General features: G+C 57.1%; 15 protein-coding genes. 6 read left to right on the forward strand and 9 right to left on the reverse strand.

What is annotated here, in order from left to right; all coding sequences use genetic code 11:
* The first annotated feature begins 36 nt into the window (after positions 1–36).
* From flgG to flgL, 6 genes are all read left to right on the forward strand, one after another.
* Positions 37–819: a flagellar basal-body rod protein FlgG gene (flgG, locus tag ACFQUU_RS04145; RefSeq protein WP_382243060.1), complete on the forward strand. Its 783-nt coding sequence runs from the start codon at positions 37–39 to the stop codon at positions 817–819.
* 57 nt (positions 820–876) lie between these two features.
* Positions 877–1,548, forward strand: a complete 672-nt coding sequence (locus ACFQUU_RS04150) for a flagellar basal body L-ring protein FlgH (RefSeq protein WP_382243063.1) — start codon at positions 877–879, stop codon at positions 1,546–1,548.
* Between the two features lie 9 nt (positions 1,549–1,557).
* Positions 1,558–2,691, forward strand: a complete 1,134-nt coding sequence (locus ACFQUU_RS04155; protein ID WP_382243065.1) for a flagellar basal body P-ring protein FlgI — start codon at positions 1,558–1,560, stop codon at positions 2,689–2,691.
* A gap of 7 nt (positions 2,692–2,698) precedes the next feature.
* Entirely contained in the window at positions 2,699–3,616 is a 918-nt protein-coding gene (gene flgJ / locus ACFQUU_RS04160; protein ID WP_382243068.1) for a flagellar assembly peptidoglycan hydrolase FlgJ, read from the forward strand.
* A 121-nt stretch (positions 3,617–3,737) separates the two neighbouring features.
* Positions 3,738–5,753: a flagellar hook-associated protein FlgK gene (gene flgK, locus ACFQUU_RS04165; RefSeq protein WP_382243071.1), complete on the forward strand. Its 2,016-nt coding sequence runs from the start codon at positions 3,738–3,740 to the stop codon at positions 5,751–5,753.
* A 77-nt stretch (positions 5,754–5,830) separates the two neighbouring features.
* Positions 5,831–7,117, forward strand: coding sequence for a flagellar hook-associated protein FlgL (flgL, locus tag ACFQUU_RS04170; RefSeq protein WP_382243074.1), 1,287 nt, complete (start codon positions 5,831–5,833; stop codon positions 7,115–7,117).
* 214 nt (positions 7,118–7,331) lie between these two features.
* Here the strand turns inward: flgL and fliR are convergent, their stop codons facing one another.
* The 9 genes from fliR to fliJ all read right to left on the reverse strand — a co-directional run bounded on the left by fliR (position 7,332) and on the right by fliJ (position 13,999).
* Positions 7,332–8,126 (reverse strand): flagellar biosynthetic protein FliR, encoded by a 795-nt coding sequence (fliR, locus tag ACFQUU_RS04175; protein WP_382243077.1) that lies wholly within the window; start codon positions 8,124–8,126, stop codon positions 7,332–7,334.
* Between the two features lie 168 nt (positions 8,127–8,294).
* A complete protein-coding gene (gene fliQ / locus ACFQUU_RS04180) occupies positions 8,295–8,564 on the reverse strand; it encodes a flagellar biosynthesis protein FliQ (RefSeq protein WP_382243080.1) in 270 nt (89 codons plus the stop codon).
* A gap of 10 nt (positions 8,565–8,574) precedes the next feature.
* Complete coding sequence (fliP, locus tag ACFQUU_RS04185) at positions 8,575–9,300, reverse strand: flagellar type III secretion system pore protein FliP (protein WP_382243381.1); 726 nt, start codon at positions 9,298–9,300, stop codon at positions 8,575–8,577.
* Between the two features lie 52 nt (positions 9,301–9,352).
* Positions 9,353–9,775 (reverse strand): flagellar biosynthetic protein FliO, encoded by a 423-nt coding sequence (gene fliO / locus ACFQUU_RS04190; protein WP_382243083.1) that lies wholly within the window; start codon positions 9,773–9,775, stop codon positions 9,353–9,355.
* On the reverse strand, positions 9,775–10,194 hold the full coding sequence (gene fliN / locus ACFQUU_RS04195) for a flagellar motor switch protein FliN (protein WP_382243086.1): 420 nt from the start codon (positions 10,192–10,194) through the stop codon (positions 9,775–9,777). The genes fliO and fliN overlap by 1 nt, the downstream gene beginning before the upstream one ends.
* Positions 10,187–11,266, reverse strand: coding sequence for a flagellar motor switch protein FliM (fliM, locus tag ACFQUU_RS04200; RefSeq protein WP_382243089.1), 1,080 nt, complete (start codon positions 11,264–11,266; stop codon positions 10,187–10,189). The genes fliN and fliM overlap by 8 nt, the downstream gene beginning before the upstream one ends.
* Positions 11,267–11,271: 5 nt before the next feature.
* Entirely contained in the window at positions 11,272–11,805 is a 534-nt protein-coding gene (gene fliL, locus ACFQUU_RS04205) for a flagellar basal body-associated protein FliL (RefSeq protein ID WP_382243092.1), read from the reverse strand.
* Positions 11,806–12,060: 255 nt separating this feature from the next.
* A complete protein-coding gene (locus ACFQUU_RS04210; RefSeq protein ID WP_382243095.1) occupies positions 12,061–13,542 on the reverse strand; it encodes a flagellar hook-length control protein FliK in 1,482 nt (493 codons plus the stop codon).
* Between the two features lie 19 nt (positions 13,543–13,561).
* Positions 13,562–13,999: a flagellar export protein FliJ gene (gene fliJ / locus ACFQUU_RS04215; protein WP_382243098.1), complete on the reverse strand. Its 438-nt coding sequence runs from the start codon at positions 13,997–13,999 to the stop codon at positions 13,562–13,564.
* Positions 14,000–14,031 lie beyond the last annotated feature (32 nt).

The raw sequence follows: 14,031 nt of genomic DNA on the forward strand, positions 1-14,031 counted from the left end.
CAGGCGGCGGAAGTAACGCAGGGACTAGGAGATAAAATGATTCGTTCGCTTTGGATTGCCAAAACAGGCCTGGATGCGCAGCAGACGCAGATGGATGTGATTTCCAATAACCTGTCCAACGTCAGCACCAATGGCTTCAAGCGGTCGCGCGCGGTATTCGAAGACCTGCTGTATCAGACCATGAGGCAGCCGGGAGCGCAGTCGTCCCAGCAAACGCAGCTGCCCACCGGCCTGCAGGTCGGCACGGGCGTGCGTGCGGTTGCCACCGAACGGATTTTCACTCAGGGCAATCTGCAGCAAACAGGCAACGATAAGGATGTGGCAATCCAGGGCGCCGGTTTTTTCCAGGTCATGATGCCTGACGGGACCGCCGCGTATACCCGCGACGGCTCATTCCAGGTCGATAGCCAGGGACAGCTGGTAACCTCGAGCGGTTTCCCGATTCAGCCGGCCATTACCATTCCCAATGATGCGCAGAGCATCACCATCGCACGCGACGGTACGGTATCGGTGAAACAGCCTGGCTCGCCCGCGCTTACGCAGGTCGGCGCCTTGCAACTCGCAACGTTCATGAATCCGGCGGGCCTGGAAGCCAAGGGCGAAAATCTGTATGTCGAGACCGCCGCCTCCGGCAATCCAAACAATAACGTTCCTGGAACGAACGCCACCGGGCTGCTGACTCAGGGTTACGTTGAAACGTCAAACGTCAATGTTGTTGAAGAAATGGTCAACATGATCCAGACCCAGCGAGCGTATGAACTCAACAGCAAGGCCATTTCGACCTCCGACCAGATGTTGCAGCGGCTGGGCCAGCTCTAAAAATAATCGTTCGGAATTTGCGGCAATGAAAGATTCGACTCCACGCAGGAGCTTGCAATGAAGATGGAATTTCGCGGCGTGGTGTGCGCCGTTCTGCTTGGACTGCTGTCCGGTTGTAGTTCGACGCCGGAATCGATTACCCATCAACCGAGCGGAAGACCGACACTTCCTGTGGTGACGGCAGCGCCGACAAATGGCGCCATTTTTCAGGCAGGTGCCTACCGGCCGATGTTCGAGGACCGCCGCGCACGTCTGGTCGGCGATATTCTGACGATTGCCATCAGCGAAAGAACAAGTGCCGGCAAGAGCGCCGCCACGTCGGCCAGCAAATCGGGCAGCACCTCCACCGGGGTGTCCAAGTTGTTTGGAGTACCGGCCTCGACACTGGCGAAACTTGGCGTTGGCGCAGAATCCGACAATGAGTTTGAAGAGAAGGGCCTGGCGAATTCGAGCAACAACTTCTCCGGAACCATCACTGTGACGGTAATCGATACCCTGCCAAACGGTAATCTCGTCGTGAGCGGTGAAAAACAGGTTGCGTTCGACAAAGGCGTGGAGTTTGTCCGGTTTTCAGGTGTGGTCGGCCCGGATACGGTAGGGCGGGGGAATGTCGTCCCGTCAACCCAGGTGGCGGATGCCCGTATCGAATATCGTACCAACAGCAGGATCGACAGGGCGGAGCTGACTTCGCAGCTTGTACGCTTCTTCTTCAGCCTTGCGCCTTTGTAGGCCACTGTTATGACCATTACTTCTTTTCGTCCACCGGCATTCAAAAAATTTCTCGTCCTGGCGCTTACCGCCGGATGCATCGCTTTTCCGGTCAGCGCCAAAGCCGAGCGCCTCAAGGACATCGCCAGTATTCAGGGTGTGAGGCAGAACCAGTTGATGGGTTATGGTTTGGTCGTCGGCCTCGACGGTAGCGGAGACCAGACCACGCAGACTCCGTTCACTGTTCAAAGCGTGGTCAGCATGCTGCAGAACATGGGTGTCAATCTTCCGCCGGGAACGAATCTCCAGCTGAAGAATGTGGCCGCGGTGATGGTCACGACCTCCCTTCCGGCATTCGCGCAGCCGGGCCAGACGCTGGACGTTACCGTGTCCTCGATGGGGAATGCCAAGAGTCTGCGGGGCGGCACACTGCTCATGACGCCTTTGAAAGGCGCTGACGGCCAGATCTACGGCATTGCACAGGGCAATGTGCTGGTCGGCGGGGTTGGCGCCGCCGCAAATGGTAGCAAGGCTCAGATTAATCATTTGAGTGTCGGCCGCATCTCCGCCGGCGCAACGGTTGAACGCGCGGTGCCGAGTGCGCTCGGGCAGGGCGATGCCATTCACCTGGAACTGAATGACAGCGATTTTTCGACGGCGAGCAGGGTGGTCGCTGCCATCAACAAGCGCTTCGGTCCTGAAACCGCTGCCGCCATGGACGGACGAGTCATCCGCGTCCGAGCGCCATCGAGCAGCGACGAGCGGGTATCATTTTTGGGGGCGCTCGAAAGTCTGTCCGTTACGCCCGCACAGATGGCTGCCAAGGTGATCCTGAACGCCCGTACCGGATCGGTGGTCATGAACCAGGCCGTGACGCTCGACAGCTGCGCGGTCTCGCATGGAAATCTCTCGGTCGTCATCAACACCGATCCTGTCATCAGCCAGCCGGCGCCATTCTCCGGCGGGCAGACGGTCGTTGCGCCGGTTTCCCGGATCGACATCAATAAGGAACCGGGGCAAGTGCTGATGCTGAAGGGCGGTACCTCGCTCGCGGAAGTGGTCAAGGCGCTGAATGCCATCGGTGCCACGCCACAGGACCTGCTGGCGATTCTTCAAGCGATGAAAGCGGCCGGCGCATTGCGGGCCGAGCTGGAAATTATCTGATCCCGTCATGAGTATTCCCGTCAACCAGTCTTCCGGTCTTGCGATTGATGCCAAGGGCGTTGAATCCTTGCGTCAGTCCGCCCGGCAAAAATCGCCGGAAGCGCTGAAAGAAGCCGCCAAGCAGTTTGAAGCACTGTTCATGAACATGATCATGAAGAGCATGCGCGAGGCGTCGCCAAAGGATGACCTGTTCGATAACGATCAAACCCGCATGTACACCTCCATGCTCGATCAGCAGATCAGCCAGAATATGGCTTCCAGGGGTGTTGGACTGGCCGACATGCTGGTGCGTCAGTTGTCCGCGCACTCGGCAAGTCAATCCGCCCCGCTTGGAGCCGAGCAGGCAGAAGAGCCTCGCGATCTGAGCAATCTCTTGAAGAACCACTACAAGGAAAATCCGGTGCCGCTGGCGGCGCCTGTTTCCGATGCGCAGACCTCCGGCACCGAAAGCCACAAGGCGCAACCGGCTCATGTTCAGGCATTCCGGGACCGACTAACCGCACATGCGGAAGAGGCCAGTCGAAGTACCGGAGTTCCGGCAAAGTTCATGTTAGGCCAGGCTGCGCTAGAAACAGGGTGGGGCAAGAAAGAGATCGTCGGCCGGGACGGCAGCCCCAGTCATAACCTGTTTGGCATAAAGGCAGGCCCGGGCTGGAAAGGGCGTACCGTGGACGCGGTCACCACTGAATACGTCAATGGCGTAGCGCAAAAGCGCGTGGAAAAATTCCGCGCCTATGACAGCTATGCGGACTCGTTCAAGGATTACGCTCGTCTGCTGCGTTCCAATCCGCGTTATGAGAATGTACTTGCCAATGCAAGTGATCTCAATGGTTTTGCACAGGGCTTGCAACGTGCGGGCTACGCGACCGACCCCAAATACGCTGCGAAGCTGACACAGATAATTTCGCGAAACTTGTCTGGCTGACAATTCATTCCAAGCCGCGCCATCACAGTGAGCATGTTTTTTTCGGAATAGGCTCAAGTTTTACCTTTGGCTGCCGTTCACGAATGCATCCCAGTGTCGCGACACCAAGGAAGAAAAAATTATGGCCAATATCCTTAGTACCACGAACAGCGCTCTCGCAGCCGCACAGGCAGGTCTTGCCACCACCGCCCACAACATTGCCAACGCGAAGACGCCAGGCTACAACCGCCAGGTTGTGCTGCAAGCCGCGGTCGGCGGCCAGGACGAGGGCGGCGGATTTATCGGCAAGGGTACCGAAGTCATCTCGGTCCGACGTATTTACAACGAATATCTGGGTGCCCAGATCCGGGTAGGGCAGACTACCAAAGGTCAGCTTGAAAGCCATTACGCCCAAATTAATCGCATCAATAACCTGCTCGCCGATCCCACCTCCGGTCTGTCTCCCGTCCTGCAGGACTTTTTCAAGAGCGTCCAGAATTTGGCCGCGAATCCGGAAGCCAGAGGATCTCTGCTGGCCTCGGCTGAGTCGATGGCAAGTCGTTTTCAGAGCATGGATGGCCAGCTCCGCGAGCTTCGCGTTGCAGTCAATACAGAGATTTCGACCAGCATCACCGCCATCAATTCTTACACCCGGCAGATCGCCAATCTGAACGAAGCGATTGCGAATGCCCAGAGCGGCAGCGGTCAGATGCCCAATGACCTGATGGATCAGCGCGACTATATGGTCGGCGAACTGAGCAAGCTGACCAAGGTGACTGTGTCAAAAGACGGCAACAGCTACGGGATTTTTATCGGCAACGGACAGCCGATGGTCGTCGGTTCCACCGTATCGGAACTGGCAGCAGTCACCTCGCCGACCGACATCAGCGAGGTCACGGTTGGACTGGTGACCAATGCTGGCACTATCAATCTTTCCGAGAACAGTCTGCAAGGTGGGAAATTGGGCGGCCTGTTCGATTTCCGCGCCACTTCCCTGACGAATGCGCAGAATTCGCTGGGACGTATCGCTATTGGATTGGCCACCACCTTTAACGAGCAGCATCGACTCGGAAAAGATGCGACCGGGGCGATGGCCGGCGATTTTTTCCGCATGGCGCCTCCCGCCACAAATGCCAACATCCTCAACACGGGTAACGCGGTTCTCAACGCCAGCATTACCGATGTGAATGCCTTGAAGGCAAGCGACTATAAACTCAACTTTGACGGCAGCAACTACAGTGTCACGCGTCTGCGCGATAACGTGTCGGTAGCCTCGGTTGCAGGGCCCGGCTTTCCGGCGGCCGGCATTTCCGTGGATGGCGTAAATATCGCGGTTGCTTCCGGCTCCATGGCGTCGGGCGATCAATTTGTGATCAAGCCAACCGTCAATGCCGCTTCGTCCTTCAATGTGCTTGTTACCGATTCAAATAATATCGGCGCGGCCGCACCGATCAATACCTCCAGCCCGACGACCAATTCCGGAACAGGCGTGATCAGCGCAGGCACGGTCGACAAGCATTTCACGACCAGCATGACCGCGACCCCGACCACCTTGACTTTCGTGGCAAGTGTCCCTCCCACCATCCCCGTATCCGGGACGTTGAATGATTCAGCGACGTCTCCAGGCACCGGTTTCGGATTTGAGGTGAAAGTAACGCACAATGGCGTCTCGACTATCTATCCGCCAAACACGCCGGTCCCTTATGCGGCGGGCGCAACCGTGACGTTTGGCGCCAGCTTGGCCGGTCCTCCGGCCGACGTCGGCGGTATCAGCGTACAGATCTCGGGAACGCCAGGCGATGGCGACACGTTCACCGTCAAGAACAATCTGAGCATGTCGGGCGACAACCGTAACATGGTCCTGCTAGGAAAACTGCAGACTGCCACGGCACTTGACGGGAGTTCGGTCACGTTTCAGGGAGCGCTGGCCCAGCTGGTCAGTTCGGTAGGTAACAAGACGCATGAACTGCGGGTTGGCAGCGAAGCGCAGTCCAACCTTGTCGATCAGCTTCGGCTGGCACAGGAATCCGACTCCGGCGTCAACCTTGACGAGGAAGGGGCGAACCTGCTGCAGTATCAGCAGGCCTACGTCGCGGCCGGCAAGGTCATGCAGGCGGTCAAGGAAATGTTCGACGCACTGATATCGATCGGTCGCTGATCGCGGTCCGCACGAGTGAATTGCAGACGGGAAGTCAAATGTATTTAATCAGGTCGGGTCGATAGGAGCACGGAATCATGCGCATCAGTACAAACATGATGTATGAAATCGGCAGCAGGAAAATCGGTGACCTGCAGCACGGTCTGGTCAAGACCCAGCAACAGCTGTCAACGCAAAAACGCGTCCTGACACCAGCGGATGATCCCGTTGCCGCGGCCAGCATACTTGGAATCACGCAGTCCTTGTCGATGAATGAGCAGTTCGCGGTCAACCGGCAGAATGCCAAGAACTATTTATCTCAGGAAGAAAGTATTCTGCAAAGCGTGACATCTCTGCTGCAGGACGCCAAAACCCTGGTTGTCAATGCCGGCAACGGAGCAATGGAAGATTCGCAGCGAAAATTTTTGTCTGCGGAACTGCGGGGGCGGGTTGATGAATTGCTGGGACTGGCAAACAGCCGCGATGGTGCCGGTAACTTCATGTTTGGCGGTTTTCAAATTTCGTCGCAGCCATTTTCCGCAATCCCGACAGGGGCGCAATACAACGGGGACCAAGGACAGCGAATGCTTCAGATTGGCGCCTCACGCCATATTGCCCTGAACGATACGGGCAGTTCGGTATTTGAAAACATCAAAACGGGCAACGGCAGGACGCTGACGGCGGCAGTCGCCACCAATACAGGCGGCGGCATTGTGAGCGCCGGCGCGGTAGTCGACCCTGCCGCGTTGACCGGCCATAACTACACCATTGAGTTCTCGGTCGACCCCGTAGGTGCTGATCCCTTAGACCCGCTCGTGACAACGTACACGGTTCGGGACGAGGTCACGGGCTTTTATATGAATCCGGCAACCAAAGCATTCGATGTTGCTGCTCCCATTCCTTTGCCGCCCGCCGGCCCCCGCATACCGTATGTCAGCGGGCAGTCGATCACTTTTGACGGTGTGCAGCTCGACATCAAGGGAGCTCCCGCTACGGGCGACAAGTTCACACTTGAGTCAAGCGAGAATCAAAGCATCTTCGAGACGTTGAACACCCTCATCCAGACATTGGAGATGAATGCCGTCGGCGCTGCAGGACAGGCGAAACTCACTAATGGACTGAACGCTGCCAATAACAACATTGATAACGCTCTGGCGAACGTGCTGTCGGTGCGTGCCTCGGTTGGTACCCGACTCAAAGAGATTGATGTCCTGGACAGCACCGGCGATGACCTGAACGTTCAGTACACCGAGGCCATGAGGGCGCTGGAGGAAATCGATCTGGCAGAAGCCATCTCCAACTTCACGCAGCAGCAAATTACTCTGGAAGCTGCGCAGAAGTCCTTTCTTCAGATTTCCCGTCTGTCACTGTTCAACTATATCTGACGCCGGAACCAACGCAGTTTCATGCTTTCCGGATTGCGGATGTTGCCGGGCTCAAGGCAACATCCATTGACACCGAGCTTCGCAAGCGTCTGGCAGGCCGTTGAAAACTACTGCGCGTCCCGGTGTCAAGGACCGCAGTGCCCTGAATACGCTCGTAAGCGTGCGCTCTTCGGCCTCGACCTCGATCCGCCCCGGCACTTTTTTCAGCGGCTGGCTACCGGATCTTTGGAATCATCGTTATTGTAATCTGCCGCATTGCTTCAATCCCTTCGTAGAGTACGCGCACTATCGGCGTCGTAAGATAGGGAAGCGATAATGTGAGCATAATGAATCCGATGCCGATTGTGATCGGAAATCCAATGCCGAATAGATTCAGCTGTGGCGCCGCACGCGTCAGAATTCCGAGCGCCATATTCGTCATTAATAATGCAGCAACAATCGGCAAGGATAGCTGTATTCCAGCGCTGAAAATGCGGCCAGCCCATATGACCAGTTGCTGAAAGCCGCCGTCCGTTACCGCCGCCGTCGAGATCGGCAAGGTGGAAAACGTGTCGGCCAGGGTCGATAGAAGCACAAGATGAAGATTGGTCGCCAGGTAGATCATCAGGGTCAGCAGCGCAACGAACTGGCTGATCGCCGACGATCGCCCGCGCGTCTGGGGGTCGTAAAATACGGCAAATCCCAAGCCCATGGTCATGCTGCTGATTTCCCCCGCCAGTTCGATAGCGGCGAATACGATTCGCATGGCGAACCCCATCGCAAGTCCGATGATCAGCTGTTGCATAAGGATCAGCACACCCGGAAGGGAGAACGGGTCCGTCGCGGGCAGCGAAGGTACGGTAGGTGCGATGATCAACGCCAGCATCAAGCCAAGGCCTATTTTTACGCGCGCGGGCACGCTCACATTGCCAAAAAGCGGGGCGACAGAAACCAGGCCAAGGATACGTGTCAGCGGCCAGATGAACGACGCGATCCAGATATTCAGTTCGGCGCTGGTAAAGGAAATCATGTTTTAGCGCTGCGGCTGGCCTGCCCGGACTGATGGAGCGACTCGAACCGGTAGTTCATATGGCTATGGAGAAATTGAACGAACATCGCCGCACACCGAACTGACATCTTCATTTCAATAAAGGCAATGACGTGAAACACGATGAGCCGTGGCAGCCGGCAGTAGGTTTCATCCGATCATGTTCGGAATGTTGGTGAACATCTGTCGCATATAGTCGAGCATGATCGTCAGCATCCACGGGCCAGCCACGACCAACGCAACGAATATGCCGATCAGCTTCGGGATGAAGGACAAGGTCGTTTCGTTGATCTGCGTTGCGGCTTGAAAGATACTCACGACGAGGCCGATTACCAGTGCCACGAGCAGCATGGGCGCCGCAACCATCATGGTCACTTCCATTGCCTGGCGGCCCATCGTCATGATGCTTTCCGGTGTCATCAGTCGTCTCTCAGTAAAAACTTTGTGCAAGTGAGCCGATCAGGAGCTGCCAGCCATCCACAAGGACGAACAACATCAGCTTGAAAGGCAGGGATACGATGGCCGGTGAGACCATCATCATGCCCATCGACATGAGAACGCTTGCGACCACCATATCGATGATGAGGAATGGAATGAAAATGGCGAAGCTGATCTGAAACGCGGTCTTCAATTCGCTGGTGACGAACGCCGGGATGAGCACGCGTAGTGGAACGTCTTCAGGTCCATTGAAGGCGGGAAGACGCGACATCTTAGCGTAGAGCGCGAGGTCCGTTTCGCGCGTTTGCTTGACCATGAAGGTTTTCAATGGCGCCACGCCGCGGTCAAGAGCTTGCGACATGTTGATCTTGTTTTCAGACAGCGGCTGATAGGCATCGACGTAAATTTTGTCAAAGACCGGGCCCATAACGAACAGTGTCAGGAACAGGGCTAGCCCGATCATTACCTGATTCGGCGGAGCGGTCTGCGTACCTAAAGCCTGGCGCAGCAGCGATAGAACGATAATGATGCGCGTAAAGCTCGTCATCATCATCAACGCTGCGGGAATGAACGACAGACCCGTGAGGAGCAACAGCGTCTGCAGGCTTAGGGAGTATGTCTGGCCCCCTCCCGCGGTCGGCGTGCTGGTGAAGGCCGGCATGCCGGCCTGCTGAGCGGCCGCAAGCAGAGGCGTCGACGTCAGCAGCACGATCAGCATCAGGATCAGACCACGGAAAGGCAAAGGGCGGATCGACTTCACCAACGGAAACTCACTGTGCATTACGTTTTTCAATGGTTTGTTTCAGCCACGCTGAAAAATTGTTTGCACCCGGGACAGCCAGGCTCTCTGTCGCGATCTCCTGCCGGCTCATCGTCGACAACGCGTTAACGCGACCTGGTGCGACACCGACCACGATCCACTGGTCGGCGACTTCCACGACCAGAATGCGTTCGCGGCTTCCGACGCTCACTCCGCCGACGATCTTTACCGCGCTGACCGAAACGATTTTTGACACGCCCAGGCGCCGGATCAGCCATGCTGCACCTGCCATGAGCGCCAGTACGACTATCAGTCCGAAAAATACCTGAAAAAGACTGCCTACCGAGGCCGGGGCAGTTGCGTCGACGGCATACGCGGCGGCACTAAGACCGCCAGCCGGAAGGAGGAGCAGGCATCGCGTGAAGAACGTCATTACTTATTGAGCCTTCTGATGCGCTCGGACGGACTGATGATGTCAGTCAGACGTATACCGAATTTGTCGTTGACCACCACTACCTCGCCCTGAGCGATGAGGCAGCCGTTTACCAGTACGTCCATCGGCTCGCCCGCCAGGCCGTCGAGTTCGACCACGGAACCTTGCGCGAGCTGCAACAGGTTCTTGATCGCGATCTTCGTGCGTCCCAGCTCAACGGTCAACTGGACCGGGATATCGAGAATGAATTCGATATCGTTATGGGTTTCGGTTTTCATTTCGGTGCTGGAAAAATCCTTGAACGCCACGGGCGCCGGACTGCCCGCTTGCGCCGCAGCCGCGTCAGTGCGAGCCTGTTCGGCGAGGGCCGCGCCCCAATCGTCGTCGTCGTTCATTTGTGAATCTAGTTGATCAGCCATCTTTACCTCCTTGCTGTGATGCGTTGTCCCGAGATGCGTCGCTCTCGGCCAATGACCCGGTTTCGCGCAGCCTGCGCAACGATTCATGCGCACGCAGCGACTCGTCGGCGCTATAAACCAGTTTGTTGATTTGTAGAGCGTATTGCCCGTTCATTTGTCCATAGTTGCATTCAAGGACTGGAACGCCGTCTACGGTGGCTGTAATGGGGTCGGGCACGCTGAGCGGGATGATGTCGCCTTCCTTCATGCGCAGAATGTCGCCGAAGTTAAGCTGAGCCGAGCCCAGATTGGCAATCAGTTCCACTTCGGCCGTCTTGATCTGCTGCTTCAGCAGGCGGATCCAGCGCTTGTCCATTTCCAGCGTTTCTCCCTGGAGGCTGCTGGTCAGGATGTCGCGGATCGGTTCTATGGTCGAGTAGGGCGTACAGAAATGCATCTCCCCGCTTACCGGACCCAGTTCGATAGTAAATGTGGTGCTGACAACGACTTCGTTTGGCGTGGCGATATTGGCGAACTGCGTGTTCATTTCCGACCGAATATATTCGAATTCGATCGGATATACCGGAGCCCACGACTTCGCGTAAGTTTCAAATACGATATTCAGTACCCGTTGGATGATGCGCTGCTCTGTCAGGGTAAAGTCGCGGCCTTCCACGCGCGAATGGAAACGTCCGTCACCGCCAAAAAGATTGTCAACGAGCAGAAAAACCAGGTTCGGGTCGAACACCATGAGCACCGTGCCACGCAGCGGCTTCATGTAGACCAGATTGAGGTTGGTGGGCACAACCAGGTTGCGAATGAATTCGCTGTATTTGGTTACCCGAACAGGTCCGATCGACACTTCCGCTGCACGATGCAGGAAATTGAACAGGTTAATCCTGAACAGGCGTGCGAATCGCTCGTTGATGATTTCGAGCGTCGGCATCCGGCCGCGGACGATACGTTCCTGAGTCGCAAGGTCGTAGGGCCTCACGCCGTCCGGGTTTTCAACGGTGCGCGTCTCCTCCTGATCGCCGGTTACGCCCTTGAGAAGGGCATCGACTTCTTCCTGGGAGAGAAAATTTTCAGCCATGGTGCCTACTGAACGACAAACGAGGTGAACAGCACGTCGCTGATCTGAGGCTCGGGGCCCTGCGGTGTAAACGGCTGCTTGAGCTGCGCGATGATGTCGGCGGCCAGTTTCTTTTTGCCGTCTACCGACAAAATTTCTGACGGTTTCTGGCTCGACAGGAGAATCAACAGGCGATTACGCACGTGCGGCATTTGCGTCTTGAGCAGTTCGATTTGTGTCTCATCGGCAACCTGCAAGGTCAGATTCAGTTGCAGGAATTGCTGGATGTCACTCGATTGCAGGTTGACCGTGAATGTCTCGAGCGGCATGAAGACCGGCGGCAGATCTGGTTGCGCTTTCGAGGCGTTACCGGCGACGGGGCTGTCCGAACCCTTGGTAAGATAAAACCACGCACCGCCTGCGCCTGCGAGCAATAACACTCCCAGAATAGCGATAACGAGCAGCATGCGGCTTTTCCCCGGGCTTCCGGCATTTCCGGTTCCGGGAGATGGGACGGCTTTCGGGCCGGTGGGGGCTGCTTTCGAAGCAGAGGTGGCCATCGTGAATCCTCTCTATTGCGGCATTAACGACTACATGAACTTCCGGTCATTATCTGAAAAACCCGGATAAAGAATGCCCGGAAAAGAAGGAGGAAGACCGCGCATATCAGGGCATCCGGGTAGCGGGCATCGAGAACCCCTTATACGCTTGATGACAGGGCACAAAATGCGCTCGCTTCTACCACTGATATTTTGATGCCGCGCCGACCGTGACGAGGCGGACGCAGAGCAGCGCGCCTAGTGTTGTTTTCAGGATCAAGCGAACGTATCGACGAGTCCCTGCCTGCCCGTCACTATCGTCCTGCTTATCGTTTGCATCGGCAGTTCGCCCGTATCAGCGCGTTCTTCGCCTTGCCGCTCCGATGGAGAGCGTTCCGAGTGAGCGCCTTGCTGGTTGTTCGGCGTGCCCGCGCTGACGTTCGCTTCGCCAAGCTGGATACCGGCCTCGCTCAGCATCTCACGCAGCTTTGGCATCGCAGTCTCGAGTGCCTGGCGTACTTCAGGTTGAGCGGCGGTGAACTGGGCGGTCGCCTCATTGTTTGTAACGTTCAATACTACTTGAAGCGGTCCGAGATCCGGCGGGTTAAGCGAGAGCGAGGCGCTCTGCTGACTTCCGTTCACCATCCAGACAACTTTTTGTCCCAGAGCCTGATCCCAGCCAGAACTACCCACGCGCGGGGAAAGCTGATTTTCCTGTCCGGGAATTGCGGCGGCATGGATCAGCTGCGACTGCTGTGCCTGCGAAGCGGGAGCCATATTGAAGGAGGGGGCCGCTGCCGGCATGTCCTGTACAGGCGTAGTTGCGCGCAATTCGGTTGTTGTGTTGGCTGGCACGGTAAGGTCGGCCTGCGCGGAAGCGGTTTGAGTCGGTTCTGGTCGCTGCTGTGTCACCGGCCTTTCACCGAACTGGCCCAATGCGTCCTTGAACTTGCCGGAAAACTCTGGCGTGTCCTGACGTCCATCCGGAGCGGCGGATACACTGTCTGCCGTTTGCGTAGCCTGTTGCGTATCGATGGTCGACGGCACCGCGACATCCCGGGGAGTGGCGACGGTCGTGCCGGTCGTGCCCGCGCCGGCCAACAAAGCGGCATCTTTCGAGGCGAGGGCGGCAGCGGCGGCAGGCAGACCGGGGGCCGCCGCCATAGCTTTGTCGGCGACGCCGACAATCGGATCGGACTTTACCGTTACTGGCTCGATTGCCGGTGGCGATCCAGCCATACCGGCAGCCGTATCCTCATCCAGCAATTCTGCAGCCTTGGCAAGTGGATCTTCGGAATCATTGGACTCCAAGGAACGATCCTCCACCGGACGGTCGGCAGAAACGCCGGCCGTACCGGCGATAAACTGATTGAGTTCGGCAACGAGGGCAAGCAAATCGGCTGGCGCAGTGGTAATGGCAGCCTCATCCTCCTTCTGCTGCGCAAGTGCGGTGTCGTCACTCCTGGCAGCCGGGTCTACCGCGCGGCCCTCTTTCGACGGCGTTGGCGGAATTTCGTTCTGAGGCTCCGCGGCGGTCTGGGAATTGTCGGCTGAAGAGGCGCCCTGCGATGCCTGACCGGCCGATCCGGCCTTGTTTTCGCTGGTGCGTGAATTATCAGCTTTGCTCGCCGCGTTGCGGTTCTGGACCTCGCGCGACAATACCTGTCCGAATGGAACGTCGGAAGGAGCAGTCGATTTTTCGGACGAACGGGAGTCGGCAGGGGCTCCAATATTCGTTATCGCCAAGGTTTTCATCATGCTGCGCCTTTTTCAATTCTCATTTGTACAGCAACCGTCTGGCCGCGAACTCGTCCGTTGTTTTCTGGTCGAGTTTAGCTTCCTTCTGCTCTTTTGCTTTAAGTGCCCGTGTGGCAAGCGTGTCATACGAGACGCGTTTGCGTTCGCTGTCCTGCCACGCGCTGCGGGCCGTGCCGGCACGCTTTTGTGTGTCCTGCAGCACCCGTTGTTGTCCGGCGATCGCTTCGTCGAGCTTACCCAAAAAGAGCTGGAAATTACGGTAACCGGTCGCAGTCACTCCAGCCATCAGGCTCGATTGGAAGCGCGCCGCGTAGTCATCACGGTATTGGAGCAGCATGTCCAGCTTTTGCTGCGCATCGTCCGTGAGCCGGATGGCGCGCCCAAGCCGCTTCGACGCGTCGTCGCATTCTTTTGTTGCAAGTTCGATAAGAGTGTCAAGTGCGGATTGTGTAGCCATGTCTTCGAGTATAAGTGGACGACAACGCGCTT

Origin of the sequence: Herbaspirillum sp. GCM10030257 (genome assembly GCF_042666555.1) — a bacterium.
Taxonomy (GTDB): Bacteria; Pseudomonadota; Gammaproteobacteria; order Burkholderiales; family Burkholderiaceae_D; genus Noviherbaspirillum.

What these genes read in the sequence shown, in the direction of transcription:
- flgG (WP_382243060.1), top strand. Translation starts at nt 37, where the DNA reads ATGATTCGTTCGCTTTGGATTGCCAAAACAGGCCTGGATGCGCAGCAG.
- ACFQUU_RS04150 (WP_382243063.1), top strand. Translation starts at nt 877, where the DNA reads ATGAAGATGGAATTTCGCGGCGTGGTGTGCGCCGTTCTGCTTGGACTG.
- ACFQUU_RS04155 (WP_382243065.1), top strand. Translation starts at nt 1,558, where the DNA reads ATGACCATTACTTCTTTTCGTCCACCGGCATTCAAAAAATTTCTCGTC.
- flgJ (WP_382243068.1), top strand. Translation starts at nt 2,699, where the DNA reads ATGAGTATTCCCGTCAACCAGTCTTCCGGTCTTGCGATTGATGCCAAG.
- flgK (WP_382243071.1), top strand. Translation starts at nt 3,738, where the DNA reads ATGGCCAATATCCTTAGTACCACGAACAGCGCTCTCGCAGCCGCACAG.
- flgL (WP_382243074.1), top strand. Translation starts at nt 5,831, where the DNA reads ATGCGCATCAGTACAAACATGATGTATGAAATCGGCAGCAGGAAAATC.
- fliR (WP_382243077.1), bottom strand. Translation starts at nt 8,126, where the DNA reads ATGATTTCCTTTACCAGCGCCGAACTGAATATCTGGATCGCGTCGTTC.
- fliQ (WP_382243080.1), bottom strand. Translation starts at nt 8,564, where the DNA reads ATGACACCGGAAAGCATCATGACGATGGGCCGCCAGGCAATGGAAGTG.
- fliP (WP_382243381.1), bottom strand. Translation starts at nt 9,300, where the DNA reads ATGCTGATCGTGCTGCTGACGTCGACGCCTCTGCTTGCGGCCGCTCAG.
- fliO (WP_382243083.1), bottom strand. Translation starts at nt 9,775, where the DNA reads ATGACGTTCTTCACGCGATGCCTGCTCCTCCTTCCGGCTGGCGGTCTT.
- fliN (WP_382243086.1), bottom strand. Translation starts at nt 10,194, where the DNA reads ATGGCTGATCAACTAGATTCACAAATGAACGACGACGACGATTGGGGC.
- fliM (WP_382243089.1), bottom strand. Translation starts at nt 11,266, where the DNA reads ATGGCTGAAAATTTTCTCTCCCAGGAAGAAGTCGATGCCCTTCTCAAG.
- fliL (WP_382243092.1), bottom strand. Translation starts at nt 11,805, where the DNA reads ATGGCCACCTCTGCTTCGAAAGCAGCCCCCACCGGCCCGAAAGCCGTC.
- ACFQUU_RS04210 (WP_382243095.1), bottom strand. Translation starts at nt 13,542, where the DNA reads ATGATGAAAACCTTGGCGATAACGAATATTGGAGCCCCTGCCGACTCC.
- fliJ (WP_382243098.1), bottom strand. Translation starts at nt 13,999, where the DNA reads ATGGCTACACAATCCGCACTTGACACTCTTATCGAACTTGCAACAAAA.